The organism is Oleiphilus sp. HI0080 (genome assembly GCF_001635135.1).
The window spans coordinates 1-16,178 of record NZ_LWFU01000321.1 but is presented as its reverse complement, the minus strand read 5'-3'; the positions used below and the strand labels follow the sequence as shown (position 1 = coordinate 16,178).

The window sequence follows — 16,178 nt, the reverse complement described above, 5'->3', positions numbered from 1 at the left end:
CGTTATAAGGGTGCTGATTCCACATTAAAGTGCGTATCAGCGAGTTGGCAACATAGTTAATGATCCTTGATCCACCGGGCGATCCAATGGCCATTTTGGGGGCGCCGGTTTCCATAACGATGGTGGGGGCCATCGACGATCTAGGCCGCTTTGCAGCTTGAACACGGTTCGCGATCAAACCTTGTTCGTTTTCATACGAGAATGAAAAATCTGTTAGCTCATTGTTTAACAAGAAACCATTCACCATCAATCTTGAACCGAATCCATTTTCGATCGTACTGGTGCTGGAGAGAACGTTGCCCTGAGAATCCACGATTGAAAAGTGCGTCGTCGACGCTTGCTCGATTTGAATACCTTCGACCACGCTACTCTGCGCGTTATTCTGAAAGGTTCCTGGAGCAACCTGTGTTAAGGGTTTGCCAACAGTAAGCAAGGCGGCTCTCTGTTGAATATAGTTTTCATTGAGCAGCCAGCCAGGCACATCGAAAAAATCTGGGTCGGCGAGATAGGTGTTTCTATCCGCAAAAGAGAGGCGTGTTGCGTCTGAAATTACTTGCCACGCATCGGCTGATTCTGGTGGGTAATCAGACGTGTTTGCCGCCTCAGTCATCATGAGTATTTGGCCCACCGATACAGCACCGCTGCTCGGCGGTCCCATGCCGCAAACGCGATAACGCAAAAAGGGAGCACAAACCGGCTCTCTCTCGACAACCTCATAGCGGGTGAAGTCATCGACAGATAAGTATCCCTTGTTCGCAGAGGACTGAACCTTAGCAACAATCGTTTGCGCAAAGCGCTTCGTGTAGAAAGCCTTAGGGCCTTCGGCTGCAAGCATACGCAGTACATCAGCATAAGCTTGATTTTTGACGATCATACCTTGTGCTAGGGGCTCACCGTTTGGAAGAAAGTAATCGCGCGAATCGGCATCCGTGCTTAGTCGCTCACGATCTGTTGCGATCGCGTTTGCGAGTCTTGGACTGACTTGAAATCCTTGCTCCGCGAGTTTGATTGCCGGTTCGAGAAGTTCACCCCAAGGCTTGCTTCCGTATTTTCCGTGAATGTGACCTAAAAGTGCTACGGTCCCGGGAGTGCCTACAGAACGCCCACCAACAACGGCTTCAAAGAAACCTAAAGGGGTTTGATCTTTGGCTAGAAAAAGGTCTTGCGTTACGTCCAATGGCGCTGTCTCGCGACCATCATACGCCGTTAATTTCTGCTTTTTTGCATCAAAGTAAAGTGTAAATGCGCCACCGCCTAAGCCAGAAGATTGGGGCTCAACAAGACCAAGTACGGTTTGCACGGTTACCATTGCATCGGATGCGTTTCCTCCGTTGCGAAGCACTTCAAGCGCTGCATTACTGGCGTAGGGGTTTGCACTGACGACCATGTGCTTGGATGCCTCCAGCTGCTTGGTTTGAGCAATCGCGTTTTGAACCAATGCAGATTTGCCCGTCGCGGATTCGGGCTCGAGCATATCGCTTTGCTGAGGCGCGCTGTGCGTGTTTGCGGACAGGGTGGCCGCAGAAGTGATCATCAGAGTAATGATCGTTTTGAAGTTGAACGCTCTGTTCATGGCTTAATCCTTCAGATCGACGAGATCTCGAAAATAGTCCAGTGCATCCGGGTTCGCTAATGCCTCTGTGTTTTTCACTTCTTCACCGTGAACAATGGAGCGAACCGCTAGCTCAACAATTTTACCACTACGTGTTCTTGGTATATCTGGCACTGAGACTATCTTAGCAGGAACGTGCCTTGGACTCGTGTTGGTGCGGATAATTTGCTTTATGTCGTTTTTAAGTGCTTCATAGAGTACTTGGCCATGTTGCAGTTTGACGAAGAGAATAATGCGCTCGTCTCCATGCCATTTTTGCCCGATTGCAAGAGATTCAAATACAGCGTCCACCTTTTCTACCTGCCTGTAAATTTCAGCTGTACCTATTCTCACCCCATTAGGGTTTAGCACTGCATCAGCGCGACCGTGAATCATTACCCCGCGTTGATGCGAACCATCGTTCAACTTGTGTTGGCAGAGTTCGCCAAAGTCGCCATGTGCCCAACTATTATTGTGGCGGGCGAAATAGGCATCGAAGTATCGCGAGCCATCTGTGTCTTTCCAGAAGCAAACAGGCATGGAGGGAAACGCGGTTCTACAGATTAACTCTCCTTTACCCTGATCAAGCGATACGCCTTGCTCGTCGACAAAATCAATGTCCATTCCAAGCCCGGCGCATTGGAGCTCGCCGCGCCAAACCGGTAGGGTTGGAGAGCCCAGCGCAAAGCAAGAAACGATGTCTGTTCCGCCTGAAATACTCGACACTCTCACATCATGCGATACATCTCGGTAGAGATAGTCGAAGCTTTCTGGCACAAGGGGGGAGCCGGTTGAAAGTATGCTTTTTAAAGATGTTAGGTTGTGGCTTTGGCGAGGTTTCAAGCCGAACTTTTCGGCGGCTGAAAAGTACTTTGCACTTGCTCCGAAGACCTCAATCTGTGCGTCATCGGCCAGGTCAAATAGGACGCTTTGCTTGGGATGAAAAGGGGAACCATCATAGAGTACGAGCGATGCCCCCAGTGCGAGGCCGGAGACATACCAGTTCCACATCATCCAACCACAGGTTGTAAAATAGAATAAGCGCGTGCCTGAGGTTACGTCAGTATGCAAGGCAAGCTCTTTAACATGTTGCAGCAAGGTGCCGCCGACACCATGGACGATACACTTTGGTTTACCGGTCGTGCCCGATGAGAACAATATATACAAGGGCGCATTGAAAGCGACGCGCGTAAATTGGAGAGGCGGTATGCTCTGGCTGTTTACTATGCGATTCCATCGAAATATTGGAACATTGGTATTGATCGTATCGACATCTCCATCGCATTGATCTGCCGCATCCGCTTCCGTGGCTAATGGATTAAAGCATATGATTGCTTGCAATGAATCCAGTGCTTCCGCTACGAGCGTGACCTTTTCAACACAGTCAATAACCTTGCCTGCGTATTGGTATCGATTGCACGCAAGAAGCACGGTAGGTCGTATTTGCTCGAATCGATCTAGAATACCGCTTACGCCAAAATCGGGCGAGCAAGAAGACCAGACAGCGCCGATGGAGGCCGTTGCAAGCATGCCAACAATGGCATGATGCGAGTTTGTGCTGATCGCCGCAACTCGATCGCTCTCCTTAACGCCGAGCTTGCGCAACTCAGTGGCAAGTGTTGCCACTTTATTTGCAAGCTCTGAATAGGTAATTGACTGAATAATGCCGTGCTCGTTACTTTCCGTACATGCGATCTGATTTGGGGTGTCTTTTGCATAACGGAGCAGGTTTTCAGCAAAGTTAATCTTTGAGTCAGGAAACCAAACAGCGCCCGGAAGTCGCTTCAGATCTTGCACTTTTTGTGAGCCGCGTTCGCCGATCAGGCCAAAATAATCCCATAGCGAATCCCAGAATATCTCCGGTTGCGTTACGGAGAAATGATGGAGAGCGGCATAGCCATCAAAGTGAGTATCTTGTTTCGCTTCGAGCCAGGCAGAAAATCGAGCCATCACGCTGTCGTTGAGATCTTTATTGGAGGGAGACCATAACGGCTTCTCTGTTGCTTGATTTATGTCGAGTTCCACTTTATGTCCTGCCGGCTTAGTTTGATCTTGTGTTCATTGCATTCGCTACGCGAGAGTGAGTAGGGCGCGCAAGTGCATTGGAGATGAATTCACCCGCTTCAATCAGTGAGTCGAGCGCGATACCCGTAGTGAATCCGCCGCTATTAAGCAGATACACGAGGTCTTCTGTCGCCAGATTGCCGCTAGCACCTTTCGCATAAGGGCAACCCCCGAGCCCGGCGATAGAAGCATCAAAGCAGCGAACTCCCGCCTCTAGACCCGCATACACGCTCCCTAAAGCCTGGCCGTAGGTATCATGTAAATGCAACGCAAGTTTGCCCATATCAAAGTGCTCAGACATGGCCGCGAGTAATCGTTTTGTATCGTAAGCGGTACCAACTCCGATGGTGTCCCCAAGTGAAACTTCATAACACCCAAGGTCAAATAGTTGCTGGCAAGTTTGTATTACCTGTTTAACCGGTATGGCTCCATCATATGGGCAGGCGAAAATACAGCTTACGTAGCCTCTAATTGCTTTGTCATCCGCTTTTGCTTGCTGCGCTAAGTCTTTAAAACGTTCTATGCTCTCGGAGATTGAACAGTTTATGTTTTTTTGACTAAAGGCTTCCGACGCCGCGGCGAACACAGCAACCTCGTCTGCGTTACATTCATGCGCGTCGAGATAACCTCTGAGATTCGGTGTGAGCGCTGCGTACGTTACCCCTTTGGTTCGGTTGATTTGTTCAAACAATGCACCACTATTTGCCATTTGCGGCACCCATTTGGGTGAGACGAAGCTGCCTGTCTCGATATACTGCAGGCCTGAGTCGGATAAGCGATTGACTAACTCGACTTTAGTATCGAGAGGCAGGGTTTGTTTCTCATTTTGCAGGCCATCTCTTGGTCCAACTTCCACGACTCGAACATGTTCTGACATCGTTTAAAAATCCTCGCTTGCACCTATGTGCCTCGTTGTTTCACCTAAATGTTGTCCGCTACGGCAATGCATCTGGTTGTTATTGCTTTATCCAAGGCGCGCTCTGTTTTTCAAAAAATGCAGTAAGACCGGCTTGTCCTTCCTCCGACACTCTAAGGCGGGCGATTAACTCTGCAGTATGCTCGGCAGGCTGGTCGAGACCTCGCTCGATGTCTGCAATTAATGTTTTGGTTGCCTTGCTGGCACTGGGGCCGCTCTGGAGTATTTGGTTGATCGTTGAATCGACTTCCTGCTCAAGCTGCTCGCTAGCGACGAGTTTATGCACCAGTCCCCAGTCGGCGGCCTGTTCTGCATTGAAAAGCTCGGCTGTTAGGAAAAGCTGACGACAACGTCGCGCTCCGACGGCTTGGACAACATAGGGGCCGATGGTTGCTGGGGACAGACCGAGTTTCACTTCACTTAGGCAGAACTTCGCTTTGTCGCTTGCGATGGCAATATCACAACAACTGATCAGGCCGATAGCTCCGCCAAAGGAGGCACCTTGGACTTTAACGATCGTTGGGATTGGAAGGGTGTTTAGTGTGTGCATCAGCAAAGCGAGCTGACGTGCGTCGTCCATGTTCTGCTCATAGCTTAGTGTTGCCATCCTTTTCATCCAATTGAGGTCAGCCCCCGCACTAAAGCTCTTTCCTGTCGATTGCAGCACAAGCACTCGCACCTCGTTTTGCGTTTTGACCTCTTCGAGCTTACTAATCAACAATGCGATGATCTCATCATCGAAGGCATTGTGCTTATCGGCACGATTGAGCGTCAGTCGGGCTACAGCGCCGGCAATGGTTAGAACAACTGGTGATTCCATTGTTTGTATTCCCTTACATTCGAAATACGCCGAAATGCGTATCTTCAATCGCGGCATTCATTGATGCAGACAGCGCCATTGCCAACACCTTTCGCGTGTCTGCAGGCTCGATGATCCCGTCATCCCAAAGACGCGCTGTTGCGTAATAGGGATGGGACTGCTCCTCGAACTGTTGAATGATAGGTGTCTTCAGCGCCAGCTCTTCTTCATCGCTCCAGTTCAGGCCGCGCTTTTCTAAGCTATCTCGTTTTACTTGCGCGAGCACCCCTGCTGCTTGTTCACCACCCATCACCGAAATTCGGGCATTGGGCCACATCCATAGAAAACGAGGATGGTACGCTCGTCCGCACATGCCGTAGTTGCCAGCACCGAAACTCCCGCCAATGATCACCGTGAACTTGGGTACTTTCGCGCATGCGACGGCCATAACCATTTTTGCGCCGTGCTTTGCGATGCCGCCTGCCTCGTACTCCTTGCCGACCATAAACCCCGTAATGTTTTGCAGAAACACCAAGGGGATTTTGCGCTGACAGCAGAGCTCTATAAAGTGCGCGCCTTTTTGGGCGGATTCTGAAAACAAAATTCCATTGTTTGCGATGATGCCGACAGGGTATCCATCGATATGTGCAAAGCCACAAACCAATGTTTCGCCGAATTGTTTCTTAAACTCCTGAAAATCAGAACCATCGACAATGCGTGCGATCACTTCTCGCACATCATAGGGCGTCTTCAAATCACTCGGCACAACGCCATTGATTTCCCTTGGGGAATAAAGCGGCGCATGGGGTTGCTGTCTACCGATAGGGTTTTGCTTTTGCCAATTCAGATGAGCGACGCAGTCTCTGGCAATTTGCAAGGCGTGCTCTTCGCTATCTGCATAGTGGTCGGCAACCCCGCTCACCTTGCAATGCATGTCTGCACCACCTAATTCTTCAGCGCTCACCTCTTCGCCAGTGGCTGCCTTGACGAGAGGAGGACCAGCTAGAAATATCGTGCTGTGTTCTCTAACCATTATGCTTTCATCAGCCATTGCTGGAACATAGGCCCCCCCAGCTGTACACAATCCGAGCACGACAGCGATCTGGGGAATGCCTTTCGCAGACATATTTGCTTGACGATAAAAAATATTTCCAAAGTCGTCTTCATCAGGAAACACTTCGTCTTGGTTGGGCAGGTTAGCGCCGCCTGAATCCACTAAATAGACACAAGGGAGTCGGTTTTCCTCGGCGATGGTTAGAGCGCGTAAGTGCTTTTTTACTGACAATGGATAGTAGGTGCCACCCTTGATTGTTGAGTCATTCACAACAACCATGCACTCTGTTCCATTGATGATGCCAACACCGCATATCGCACCGGCACCTGGGACGCTTTCTTCGTAGACCTCGTGAGCGGCAAGTGCCGACAATTCTAAAAAAGGTGTCCCGGGATCGAGTAGGTGGGCAAGCCGCTCTCTTGGGAGCAGCTTGCCTTTTGCGCGATGGCGGTCGATGAGCTTTTGGCTACTGTAAGTCGCGTTGTTGGTCAGCTTCTGGCGAAGATCGTCGACTAACGCATTCATCGATGAAGCGCGCAACTCAAATTCGGGTGAGTTGACGGATATCTGAGAGTGAAGAACTGGCATGATTTATCCTTTCAACGAATTATGACTTAGCGCGTTTCCATAAATAGTTCGCGACCAATGAGCATTCGCCGAATTTCAGAGGTGCCCGCACCAATTTCATAAAGCTTGGCGTCACGAAGCAATCGCCCCGTTTCATAGTCATTGATATAGCCGTTACCACCAAGAATCTGTATCGCATCCAAGGCCATTTGTGTTGCCTTCTCAGCACAATAAAGGATCACGCCTGCGGCGTCTTTTCGAGTCGCTTCGCCGCGATCAGCTGACTGGGCAACGGCATATAGGTAAGCTTTGCACGCGTTCATAGTTGTATACATGTCGGCCACTTTACCTTGGATAAGTTGGAATTCACCAATTGGCTGACCAAACTGCGTACGTTCGTGGATATAGGGTACAACGTTGTCCATGCAGGCTTGCATAATGCCCGTTGGCCCACCGCTCAGAACGATTCGCTCGTAATCCAAACCGCTCATGAGCACCTGAACACCTTTGTTCTCGTGACCCAGAACATTCTCAATGGGGACCTCGACATTGTCGAATACGAGCTCACAGGTGTTTGAACCCCGCATACCAAGCTTGTCTAGTTTAGGTGAGCGTGAGAAGCCCTTCCAGTCACGCTCGACGATAAATGCAGTAATACCATGCGCTTTTTTGTCTGCATCGGTCTTGGCATAGATTACGTAAGTATGGGCGTCAGGCCCGTTAGTGATCCACATTTTTGTGCCGTTCAACACATAATGATCGCCTTTGAGTTCAGCTCGTAACTTCATACTGACCACATCGCTTCCGGCGTTCGGTTCACTCATTGCCAGAGCGCCAATGTGCTCGCCAGAGCAAAGCTTAGGAAGATATTTTTGTTTCTGTTCGTCGTTGCCGTTGCGATAGATCTGGTTAACGCAAAGGTTTGAGTGTGCACCATAGCTTAGGCCAATTGACGCACTGCCTCGACTGATCTCTTCCATCGCAATGGTATGTGCGAGGTAACCCAAGCCAGAGCCGCCATACTCTTCGGAGATTGTCATCCCAAGCACACCAATATCGCCTAGCTTTCTCCATAATTCGTTTGGAAATTCGTTGTCGCTGTCTGTTTTGGCAGCGAGCGGCTTGATCTCGGAAGTAACGAAAGAGGCTACTTGGTCTCTAAGGATGTCGACGGTCTCGCCGAGGTTAAAGTTCAGGTTTTGCATTGAGGCGATGCTCATGAATGACTCCGGGGTTCTGTAATCAATTATCTTTATTGTTTGGTTTGGAGCGCTTTTAGCGCTTCAAGGCAGCGCTCTTCAGCGCCCATTAATTCATTTTCCATCGCGCGTATGTCGATCAGCTGTTGCGCAAGCGCTTCTCGCCGCTCTCGAATTTTGTACAGCAGGCTTTGAAGCTGGTCTTCATTATTGCCGTCGGGCGAATACATATTGATCAATTCTTTCGACTCGGCGAGAGAGAGCCCAAGGCGCTTACCACGAAGTATCAGTTTTAAACGGACTCGATCTGAATCATCATAAATGCGGTTTTGCCCATTGCGGGTTGGGTGTAGGAGGCCTTCCGATTCATAAAACCGCATTGTGCGGGTTGTGATATCGAACTCGCTAGATAACTCCGAGATGTTGTAGGTCTTTCGTTCCATTTTTTTTGCGCGCAGAAGACTATGAATAATACTCAGCGCAGTATGGATTGACGTTAACGTCAACGTCAATAGCTAGCGGTCAATTTTGATTGTCTTTACTTGCTTTGTTCTGTTTGGCTTCACGTTCAAGCAGCATGATTCCTTGACGACGAAGCATATCGTTCCACTGCTCCATTATTCCTGCGTTACCAATGCGCTTTGCAGACTCTCGCTCAAAGCGGTTAAGCCACAGCCCGAGCCCGTTAAAGCTATAGACTGGCTCGAGATCCGGGCGTTGGCTCGCTGGCAGGATGTCGGGCTCAATATTGTCGAGAATCAATGGTTCTGCGTCAGGTGTCGAATAATAGGCGAGAACCATGTGTGCTTGATTAAGCTCAAGGGCTTTGACATAAGATATCTGCAATTTATCCTCATCAAAGCCTGCATAAACGAGGGTGTAAAATTTTGCGATCGCATAGTCTTCGCAATCACCTGCGTTCTTTGCGAGTAATTCTACCGGCGTCGCCCAATAGTCTTTTGCGTCCCAAAGCTCTTCGTCGCTTGCAAACCGCGCTTGATTAAAGAAGTCATTGACCTGCTTGAGATGGTCCAGTTCAAATTGTTCGTTGTAGTTCTTCTTGAGATCTAAAGCCAGCAATTGCCAATTTACCAACCGGTCGACGGCGTCATCCCCGAAGCGACGTTCTACGATTTCGAGTAGTTTGCTCTTAAACTCGACGGCTTGAGTGTTAAAAACAGCAAGAAAAATCGTCACAAATAAAACAGCGAGCCTTGATGGAGCGATAGTGCCGGGCGACAGATTGACTAAGACCTTAGCGTGCTTGGCTAGCCTAAGACTCACTGTCACTGCTTACGAAGCCTCGATCTGAGAGCACTCAGCTTGTCTCGGATGCTTTGTTTTTGTTCGCTGGAAATTTTTGGTGCGTTCTCAGGAATGCTGATGCGGGGAGCTTGGTTTTGCCCGAGCGTTTGGTAGTTGGTGTTTGCGGAGGGCGCAGTGTTGGCAGCGCTTGGGTTGGTGACCGAAGAAAGTAGTCGGGTTGAGCTGTCGCCTTCGGTAAAAAACAAGGTCTCTAGCTTCCCTGAGCGGCTTAGAATTACACGATCTTTGCGAACCGAGTGAAGTTCTGCATTTCCCGGCAGAGTGTCGCCCACTCGATAGCTCTCTGTAGAACGGTCGGGGCCCTCAATCAATGCGGTGGCGTGTTTTTGGCTTTCGGACGCAGAGACTCCGGTTAGTGTCAGACGTAGATTTGTTTTTGGGAGCTCTTGGACGTCCTGCTCAACCGCCTGTGAAGCGTTGAAACTGCCAAACATCGAGTAGTCGGCGATATTACGGTTGGTTGGCTTGTTCTGTTGTGCATTGGCAGATGGGAGAGAGTCTGTCGTTGATATCGACTGACCGAGATTTTTCGAGGTGGCTGTGGCGCCAGAATATTCAAGATAAAGCGGATAGAGCTGAAAGGCACTCAAGCCGATGCTTGCGAGAATAATAACAAGCGCAATCAGCAAAGGTAGTCGCTTGTGTAACATCCAGAATTACCCCAAAACAAAATGCTAGCGTACGCTAGCTAAGCCAAACATGCTGTTCAATGTATCACAACATGTTTGGCTTGGTGCTTAATGTGCTGTTAGATTTTGAAGTTGTTAATCAGCGTTTCGAGGTTGTCCGTGCTGTTTATAAGTTGCTCACTTGCTTTAAATGCGTCATCGGCATGGGCTTGAGATTGACCGCCAAGGTCAGAAATCTCACTGGCACTTTTCTGAATGTTTTCAGTCATCATGGCTTGCTCTTCTGCTGCGCCCGCAATTTGCTGACTCATATCTACGATGCTCGAAACACTATCCACGATCTGCTCAAGTGCCTGGCTAACCTCTGAGCTGTGGGAAACAGTCTCCTCCGTTGAACTATGGCTCTTGTTCATGGAGTCAACGGCTAACGCGACGCCCTTGTGCAATTTATCAACCATCTTGTCGATGTCTTCGGTTGATTTTTGGGTGCGTTGCGAAAGGGTTCTTACTTCGTCAGCAACAACCGCGAAACCTCGGCCCTGCTCGCCGGCGCGGGCAGCTTCAATTGCTGCGTTTAATGCGAGAAGGTTAGTTTGTTCTGCGATCGCTTTTATCTCTACCAAGGCATTCGTGATTTCTCTGCTATCTTCAGACACCTGATCAATATGGCCGACGGAGGTTTTGATCTCGTTTGCAAGTCGATGGATAGATTCTACTGTTTCGCCGACGATCGTACGTCCTACTTGAGCCCGTCCTTCTGCTTGATGAGCCGCATCGGAGGTTTGGGAGGTATTCTGTGCGACTTCGCCTACTGCGGCCACCATTTGAGACATAGCATTTGAAATCTCATCGGTTTCATCGCGTTGTTTATGGAATGTATCTCTGGTTGTGGTCGCGAGCTGGTTTAATGTATGCGCATCAGCAGATAAGCCCTTGATCATAAAGCGCGCGGTTTCGATCAGCTGTTTAACCTGCATGGTCATATCGTTGAATGAGAACGTTAAAGCACCCAATTCATCGGAAGATTGTTTTTCCATTTTTACAGTAAGGTCGCCAGAGGCAACTTTGCGCGCCGCGACCGAAAAGGATGCGATGGCTTTTTTCACGGAGAGTGAAAAGCCCGTATAAAGGTAGGCAATGATAAGCAATATGATGAAGATCGCACCGAAAAGGAACCCTAAATACCCGGTTTGCTCAGCAAGGCGTTCTTCAAGTACGTGTTGAAGTTCTGCCTTCGCTACGTCATTGAGTGACTGAAGGGAAACGTAAAGCTCGTCCACCTCGTTGCTAAATAATTTCCAGTCAAGCGATAGTCGGACGGCATTCATCAGATCATCATCAATGGTAGCAATAAGCTGGTTCACTTTATCCCGCAAATTCTGTAATGCAGAGAGAAGTTGAGGCGATAAGCCTTCGCTATCCTCTTCAACAATGCTTCTCAGTCTGTCGTCCGTCAGCAGAAGTGCTTCGTATTGCCGGTTGAGTTCGTCGCTAGCTAAGTAGCTCAGGTTGCCGTCGTAAAGCGAATAGACGCCATAGGTACGTACATTGGCGAATGTGCTAGAGAGCGTGTCGTTGAGTGTGTTGATGAGCTGAAAGCGGCGCTGAACGTATGGGTCCGCGTCGAGGGCAAGATTGCTTAACTGTGCAACTTTGGTGATCTGTCGAGTAAACGAGCTTTCAAGCTTTCTATAAGAACCTCGTTGGCTTGAAATATCCATTGCTTGCGAGGTGCTGCTAATTTGACTGATATTGTTGTCAATCTCACTGAGCTGTTCTTCAAATAATCCACTGTTCGCAGCTTTTAGATCGGTAATTGCTTGAGAGTTATTGGACTTACTGCGACTGATCGCGTCTGCGAATGCGGGGTTTTGGCGCTGTCTGTTGAGTGATTCAAAGTCAATTTGACGTTGGAACTCGTGCTCTAAGCTAATTAGGCCAAAATATGTTTCACTGCCGGTTAGTTCAGTTTGTGAGGCATTGATTTCTTTCTGAAGCTGGCTGTAGAGCACCCAACCGAGAAAAACGATCGGAAGGAGCCAAAGTATACTAATCAGCGCAAACTTTTGGTTGTAGCTAAGGCGATTCATCAATGCAATCGCGGGGGACATGAAAGCGTTCAAGTAATCTCCTCAGGTAGCGCGCTATGCCAGCAAGGTCTCGCGCCACATATTTGTGTTGTTCGGTCTCAATTCTAGTTAGTTGTGTTATCGACTAGCTTGGCCGTAAATTTAGTCCAAAAAATGAATTTTGCTATTAAGCATAGGCTCACAAAACGCGAACAGGGTAATGTTTCCTGCCAATAGGCGTGTTTAACATGCGCTTACAATGATTTAATGTATTAGCAGAACGATTTCATATTGAATGCACATAGAATGTGCGACCCTAGATAAACAATAAAAATAGTACGATTAATCTGTCCCTGACATAGTGAGAGAGCACCGAGTGTCTGAGTTACACGAAACGCCTGAACAAGCAAACCTACAAAGTATCGAGAGTGATCCCGTTGCTACTGAATTGGCTCTGTTTGACCGCTTGCCGTTCTCTTTCGCAAAGAAGCAGGGCGCGGTGATCGTTCAGGATGGTGAGTCGCAAAAAATTGTATATCGGCCTGGCCTGACCAGTTTAGCGTTTGCGGAGTTGAATCGAATTACACGCGGTCGCCTTGATTTTGAGTTGGCGAGTGAGCAGGAGTTTGATGAATACCTGAATATTGCCTATCAGAATGACTCTGCCGAAGCGATGCAGATGGTTGAAGGCTTGGGCGACGACATGGATCTTACCAGTCTTGCTAACTCTGTGCCCGAGACAGAAGATTTGCTCGAGCAGGAAGACGATGCGCCCATTATTCGCCTCATTAACGCGATTTTGACTGAGGCGGTAAAAACTGCAGCATCGGATGTTCACATTGAAACCTTCGAAAAGCAGCTCATCGTGCGGTTTCGCATCGATGGGATTCTGCGTGAAATTGTCAAGCCAAAACGTGCCTTGGCGCCATTACTTGTTTCGCGTATCAAAGTAATGTCTAAGCTAGATATTGCCGAAAAACGAATCCCCCAAGATGGTCGTATTTCACTGCGCGTTGGTGGTCGTGAGGTGGATATTCGTGTTTCGACAATGCCTTCGGCAAATGGAGAGCGCATCGTACTTAGGCTGCTCGACAAAAATGCGGGACGGCTGCGGCTGGATCATTTGGGTATGACTGATCGAGATTTGAATGCGCTAAAGAGCATACTCGCCCAACCGCATGGCATTATGCTTGTCACGGGTCCGACAGGGTCTGGTAAAACCACTACGCTCTATGCGGGGCTTTCTGAGATAAACGACCGCTCTCGCAATATCCTTACCGTTGAAGATCCTATTGAGTACAACCTTCCAGGCATTGGGCAAACACAAGTCAATACAAAGGTTGATATGACCTTCGCGAGAGGTCTTCGCGCTATATTGCGGCAAGATCCAGATGTCGTGATGATTGGTGAAATCCGTGATCTAGAGACGGCAGAAATTGCAGTGCAGGCGAGTTTGACGGGCCACCTCGTTTTATCAACGTTACACACAAATACGGCCGTTGGCTCGATTACTCGGTTGATGGACATGGGGGTCGAACCGTTCCTGATTAGTAGTAGTCTCGTTGGAATTATTGCTCAGCGCCTTGTTCGTGTTTTGTGTGAACAATGCAAAGAGCCTTATGAGGCAGATGAAGGTGTGGCGCGTTTGCTGGGTGTCGATCCTGCAGCGGCTCCGACGCTTTATAAGGCCAAGGGCTGCTCTGAGTGTAACCATCTTGGTTACAACGGCCGAATGGGTATCTACGAAGTGGTCGAGATAGAAGCGAAATTAAGAGCGCTTATTCATGATCGCGCGGGTGAACAACAGCTCGAGCAGCTTGCGCGCGAACAGTCGCCGGGGATTTTTGATGACGGCGTTCGTAAGGTGCTTAGCGGCATAACGACCGTGAATGAATTGCTGCGCGTTACCCATAAAGGATAACTATGGCTGCTTTTGATTATGTCGCTTTAGACCAGCGTGGCCGTAAGCAAAAAGGTGTGCTTGAGGCGGATTCTGCGCGTCAAGTAAGGCAATTGCTGCGCGACAAGGGCTGGATGCCGCTTGAGGCTAATCAAGCTGTTGAGAAAAAGGGTTCGAACGGGTTGCTGGTGCGTCGCAAGGGCTTGAGCGTTCGGGATCTCGCCTTAATAACAAGGCAGATTGCGACACTCGTTCAGAGCGGTATACCGATTGAGGAAACGCTCACAGCAGTAGCGTCGCAAAGCGAAAAGCCGGCGATACGGAGTATGATTTTGGCCATTCGGTCAAAAGTGATGGAAGGCTTTACGCTGGCTGACAGTCTTGCAGAGTATCCGGGCGCTTTTCCTAAACTCTATCGTTCAACTGTTGCGGCGGGTGAAGCTGCGGGACATTTAGACCTGGTGCTGAATCGTTTAGCGGATTACACCGAGAGTCGACAAGCTGCGCGGCAAAAAATACAGCTCGCTGCGATCTACCCAATTATCCTCTCTGTCGTCGCCATTGCCATTGTGGTGTTCCTACTCACCTATGTTGTTCCCGATATTATTGAAGTGTTCATCAACAATGGTCAGGCCTTGCCACCGCTAACCCAGGGGCTGCTTAATGTTAGCGATTTCCTCGCAGCTTGGGGTGGGGCGCTTGCGGTGTTGATGTTTCTTGCATTTGTCGTCTTTCGTTACATGCTGCGCAAGAAAAGTTTTCGTTTTGCTTGGCATAAACAGTTACTCATGATGCCTTTTGTTAAAAAGCTTAGCCGCGGCACAAATACCGCGCAATTTGCAAGCACACTAAGCATTCTTACGAGCTCTGGCGTCCCTCTGGTCGAGGCGATGAAAATTAGCTCTGAGGTGCTCGGTAACGACTGCCTAAAAGGATCTTTACAGGTTGCCGCTCAACAAGTTAGTGAGGGCGCCAGTCTCCACAAGGCGCTAGACAATACCGGTTACTTTCCACCAATGATGGTACACATGATTGCAAGTGGAGAATCTAGCGGTGAGCTGGATCAAATGTTGGAACGAACTTCGTCGCATCAGGAGAGCGATTTAGCCGCGTTAATTGAGACAATCGTTGGGCTATTCGAACCTCTTATGCTGCTGTTTATGGGGGCGGTCGTTTTGGTGATCGTGCTCGCTATTATGTTGCCAATACTTGGTATGAGTAATTTGGTCGGTTAAAAATAGAAGTTTAAATAAGGTATAGGTATGGAAATGCGATCGTTGAATCAGTCCTCTAAGCAGTCTGGCTTTACGCTAATCGAAATAATGGTAGTGATGGTGATTTTGGGATTGTTAGTGGCTGTAGTTGCGCCAAACATTCTAGGGCGTGGCGAAGAAGCGAGAATCGGCGTTGCGAAAACGCAACTTAGGAATATTTCCAGTGCGCTTGATTTGTACAAACTCGATAATTTTAATTATCCCAGCACAGAACAAGGGTTAGAGGCCTTAGTCTCCAAGCCCTCCGGTTCGCCCGAAGCTAAAAACTGGAATAAGGGTGGTTATTTGCCAAGCGTGCCTAAAGACCCTTGGGGCGTTGAATACCAATATGTCAGCCCAGGCTCTGAAGGCCCTTATGATTTGTATTCTTTCGGTCCTGATCAGCGCGAAGGCGGCGACGAAGAGGGTGCGGACATTAGTGTTCATGATCTTAACTAGTTTTATCTAGCGCTCATCTTGTCGGTGGCCCTTTGAGGAGCAACATCATGCGTTCTGCACGATTGAGTCAGTTTGGCTTCACGCTTATAGAGCTGCTCGTCGTGATGGTATTGCTTGGTTTGTTAACGAGCCTTGCAACAACGTCAATCGGCGGAAATCAAACAAGAGAGCTCGAAATCGAAACCAATCGCCTGCATGCATTGCTTCGCACGGCTGCCAATGAGGCAGTATTCACCAATACCGAGATTGGTATGCAGATTTTCGAAGAGGGGTATAGCTTTATTACCTACGACGAGGATGCGCAGTCTTGGCAAACGGCTTCAAGCACTATTTTGCAAGCCAACGAGCTGCC

General features: G+C 49.0%; 14 protein-coding genes. 4 read left to right on the top strand and 10 right to left on the bottom strand.

All coding sequences use genetic code 11. The annotated features are described in order from the left end of the window. From ggt to A3751_RS03830, 10 genes are all read right to left on the bottom strand, one after another. The coding region (gene ggt / locus A3751_RS03875; protein ID WP_068452328.1) for a gamma-glutamyltransferase at positions 1–1,573 on the bottom strand (1,573 nt) is incomplete at its 3' end. A gap of 3 nt (positions 1,574–1,576) precedes the next feature. After that, positions 1,577–3,616, bottom strand: coding sequence for an acetoacetate--CoA ligase (locus A3751_RS03870; RefSeq protein ID WP_231876837.1), 2,040 nt, complete (start codon positions 3,614–3,616; stop codon positions 1,577–1,579). A 16-nt stretch (positions 3,617–3,632) separates the two neighbouring features. After that, a complete protein-coding gene (locus tag A3751_RS03865; RefSeq protein ID WP_068452326.1) occupies positions 3,633–4,532 on the bottom strand; it encodes a hydroxymethylglutaryl-CoA lyase in 900 nt (299 codons plus the stop codon). Positions 4,533–4,611: 79 nt separating this feature from the next. Further along, positions 4,612–5,391 (bottom strand): enoyl-CoA hydratase-related protein, encoded by a 780-nt coding sequence (locus A3751_RS03860; protein ID WP_068452324.1) that lies wholly within the window; start codon positions 5,389–5,391, stop codon positions 4,612–4,614. 13 nt (positions 5,392–5,404) lie between these two features. Continuing rightward, positions 5,405–7,012 (bottom strand): carboxyl transferase domain-containing protein, encoded by a 1,608-nt coding sequence (locus tag A3751_RS03855; protein WP_068452322.1) that lies wholly within the window; start codon positions 7,010–7,012, stop codon positions 5,405–5,407. Positions 7,013–7,038: 26 nt separating this feature from the next. Beyond that, positions 7,039–8,211: an isovaleryl-CoA dehydrogenase gene (locus tag A3751_RS03850; protein WP_369819933.1), complete on the bottom strand. Its 1,173-nt coding sequence runs from the start codon at positions 8,209–8,211 to the stop codon at positions 7,039–7,041. Between the two features lie 32 nt (positions 8,212–8,243). After that, positions 8,244–8,633: a MerR family DNA-binding transcriptional regulator gene (locus A3751_RS03845; protein ID WP_068452318.1), complete on the bottom strand. Its 390-nt coding sequence runs from the start codon at positions 8,631–8,633 to the stop codon at positions 8,244–8,246. A gap of 79 nt (positions 8,634–8,712) precedes the next feature. Next, positions 8,713–9,474 (bottom strand): transglutaminase-like cysteine peptidase, encoded by a 762-nt coding sequence (locus A3751_RS03840; RefSeq protein ID WP_197466164.1) that lies wholly within the window; start codon positions 9,472–9,474, stop codon positions 8,713–8,715. A 2-nt stretch (positions 9,475–9,476) separates the two neighbouring features. Then, positions 9,477–10,166 (bottom strand): type II secretion system protein N, encoded by a 690-nt coding sequence (locus A3751_RS03835; RefSeq protein WP_068452315.1) that lies wholly within the window; start codon positions 10,164–10,166, stop codon positions 9,477–9,479. Positions 10,167–10,264: 98 nt separating this feature from the next. Continuing rightward, positions 10,265–12,256, bottom strand: a complete 1,992-nt coding sequence (locus A3751_RS03830; RefSeq protein ID WP_068452312.1) for a methyl-accepting chemotaxis protein — start codon at positions 12,254–12,256, stop codon at positions 10,265–10,267. Between the two features lie 334 nt (positions 12,257–12,590). Here A3751_RS03830 and gspE point away from each other — a divergent pair, with 334 nt between their 5' ends. The 4 genes from gspE to gspH form a co-directional block, all read left to right on the top strand. Next, positions 12,591–14,135 (top strand): type II secretion system ATPase GspE, encoded by a 1,545-nt coding sequence (gene gspE / locus A3751_RS03825; RefSeq protein WP_369821223.1) that lies wholly within the window; start codon positions 12,591–12,593, stop codon positions 14,133–14,135. A gap of 2 nt (positions 14,136–14,137) precedes the next feature. Beyond that, a complete protein-coding gene (gene gspF / locus A3751_RS03820; protein WP_068452309.1) occupies positions 14,138–15,349 on the top strand; it encodes a type II secretion system inner membrane protein GspF in 1,212 nt (403 codons plus the stop codon). A 33-nt stretch (positions 15,350–15,382) separates the two neighbouring features. Beyond that, complete coding sequence (gene gspG, locus A3751_RS03815) at positions 15,383–15,826, top strand: type II secretion system major pseudopilin GspG (protein ID WP_304439006.1); 444 nt, start codon at positions 15,383–15,385, stop codon at positions 15,824–15,826. A gap of 47 nt (positions 15,827–15,873) precedes the next feature. Continuing rightward, positions 15,874–16,178, top strand: a 305-nt coding sequence (gspH, locus tag A3751_RS03810) for a type II secretion system minor pseudopilin GspH (RefSeq protein ID WP_068452304.1), incomplete at its 3' end; no start/stop codon positions are given.

What these genes read in the sequence shown, in the direction of transcription:
- A3751_RS03850 (WP_369819933.1), bottom strand. Translation starts at nt 8,211, where the DNA reads ATGAGCATCGCCTCAATGCAAAACCTGAACTTTAACCTCGGCGAGACC.
- A3751_RS03845 (WP_068452318.1), bottom strand. Translation starts at nt 8,633, where the DNA reads ATGGAACGAAAGACCTACAACATCTCGGAGTTATCTAGCGAGTTCGAT.
- gspF (WP_068452309.1), top strand. Translation starts at nt 14,138, where the DNA reads ATGGCTGCTTTTGATTATGTCGCTTTAGACCAGCGTGGCCGTAAGCAA.
- gspG (WP_304439006.1), top strand. Translation starts at nt 15,383, where the DNA reads ATGCGATCGTTGAATCAGTCCTCTAAGCAGTCTGGCTTTACGCTAATC.
- A3751_RS03865 (WP_068452326.1), bottom strand. Translation starts at nt 4,532, where the DNA reads ATGTCAGAACATGTTCGAGTCGTGGAAGTTGGACCAAGAGATGGCCTG.
- A3751_RS03860 (WP_068452324.1), bottom strand. Translation starts at nt 5,391, where the DNA reads ATGGAATCACCAGTTGTTCTAACCATTGCCGGCGCTGTAGCCCGACTG.
- A3751_RS03855 (WP_068452322.1), bottom strand. Translation starts at nt 7,012, where the DNA reads ATGCCAGTTCTTCACTCTCAGATATCCGTCAACTCACCCGAATTTGAG.
- A3751_RS03835 (WP_068452315.1), bottom strand. Translation starts at nt 10,166, where the DNA reads ATGTTACACAAGCGACTACCTTTGCTGATTGCGCTTGTTATTATTCTC.
- A3751_RS03830 (WP_068452312.1), bottom strand. Translation starts at nt 12,256, where the DNA reads ATGTCCCCCGCGATTGCATTGATGAATCGCCTTAGCTACAACCAAAAG.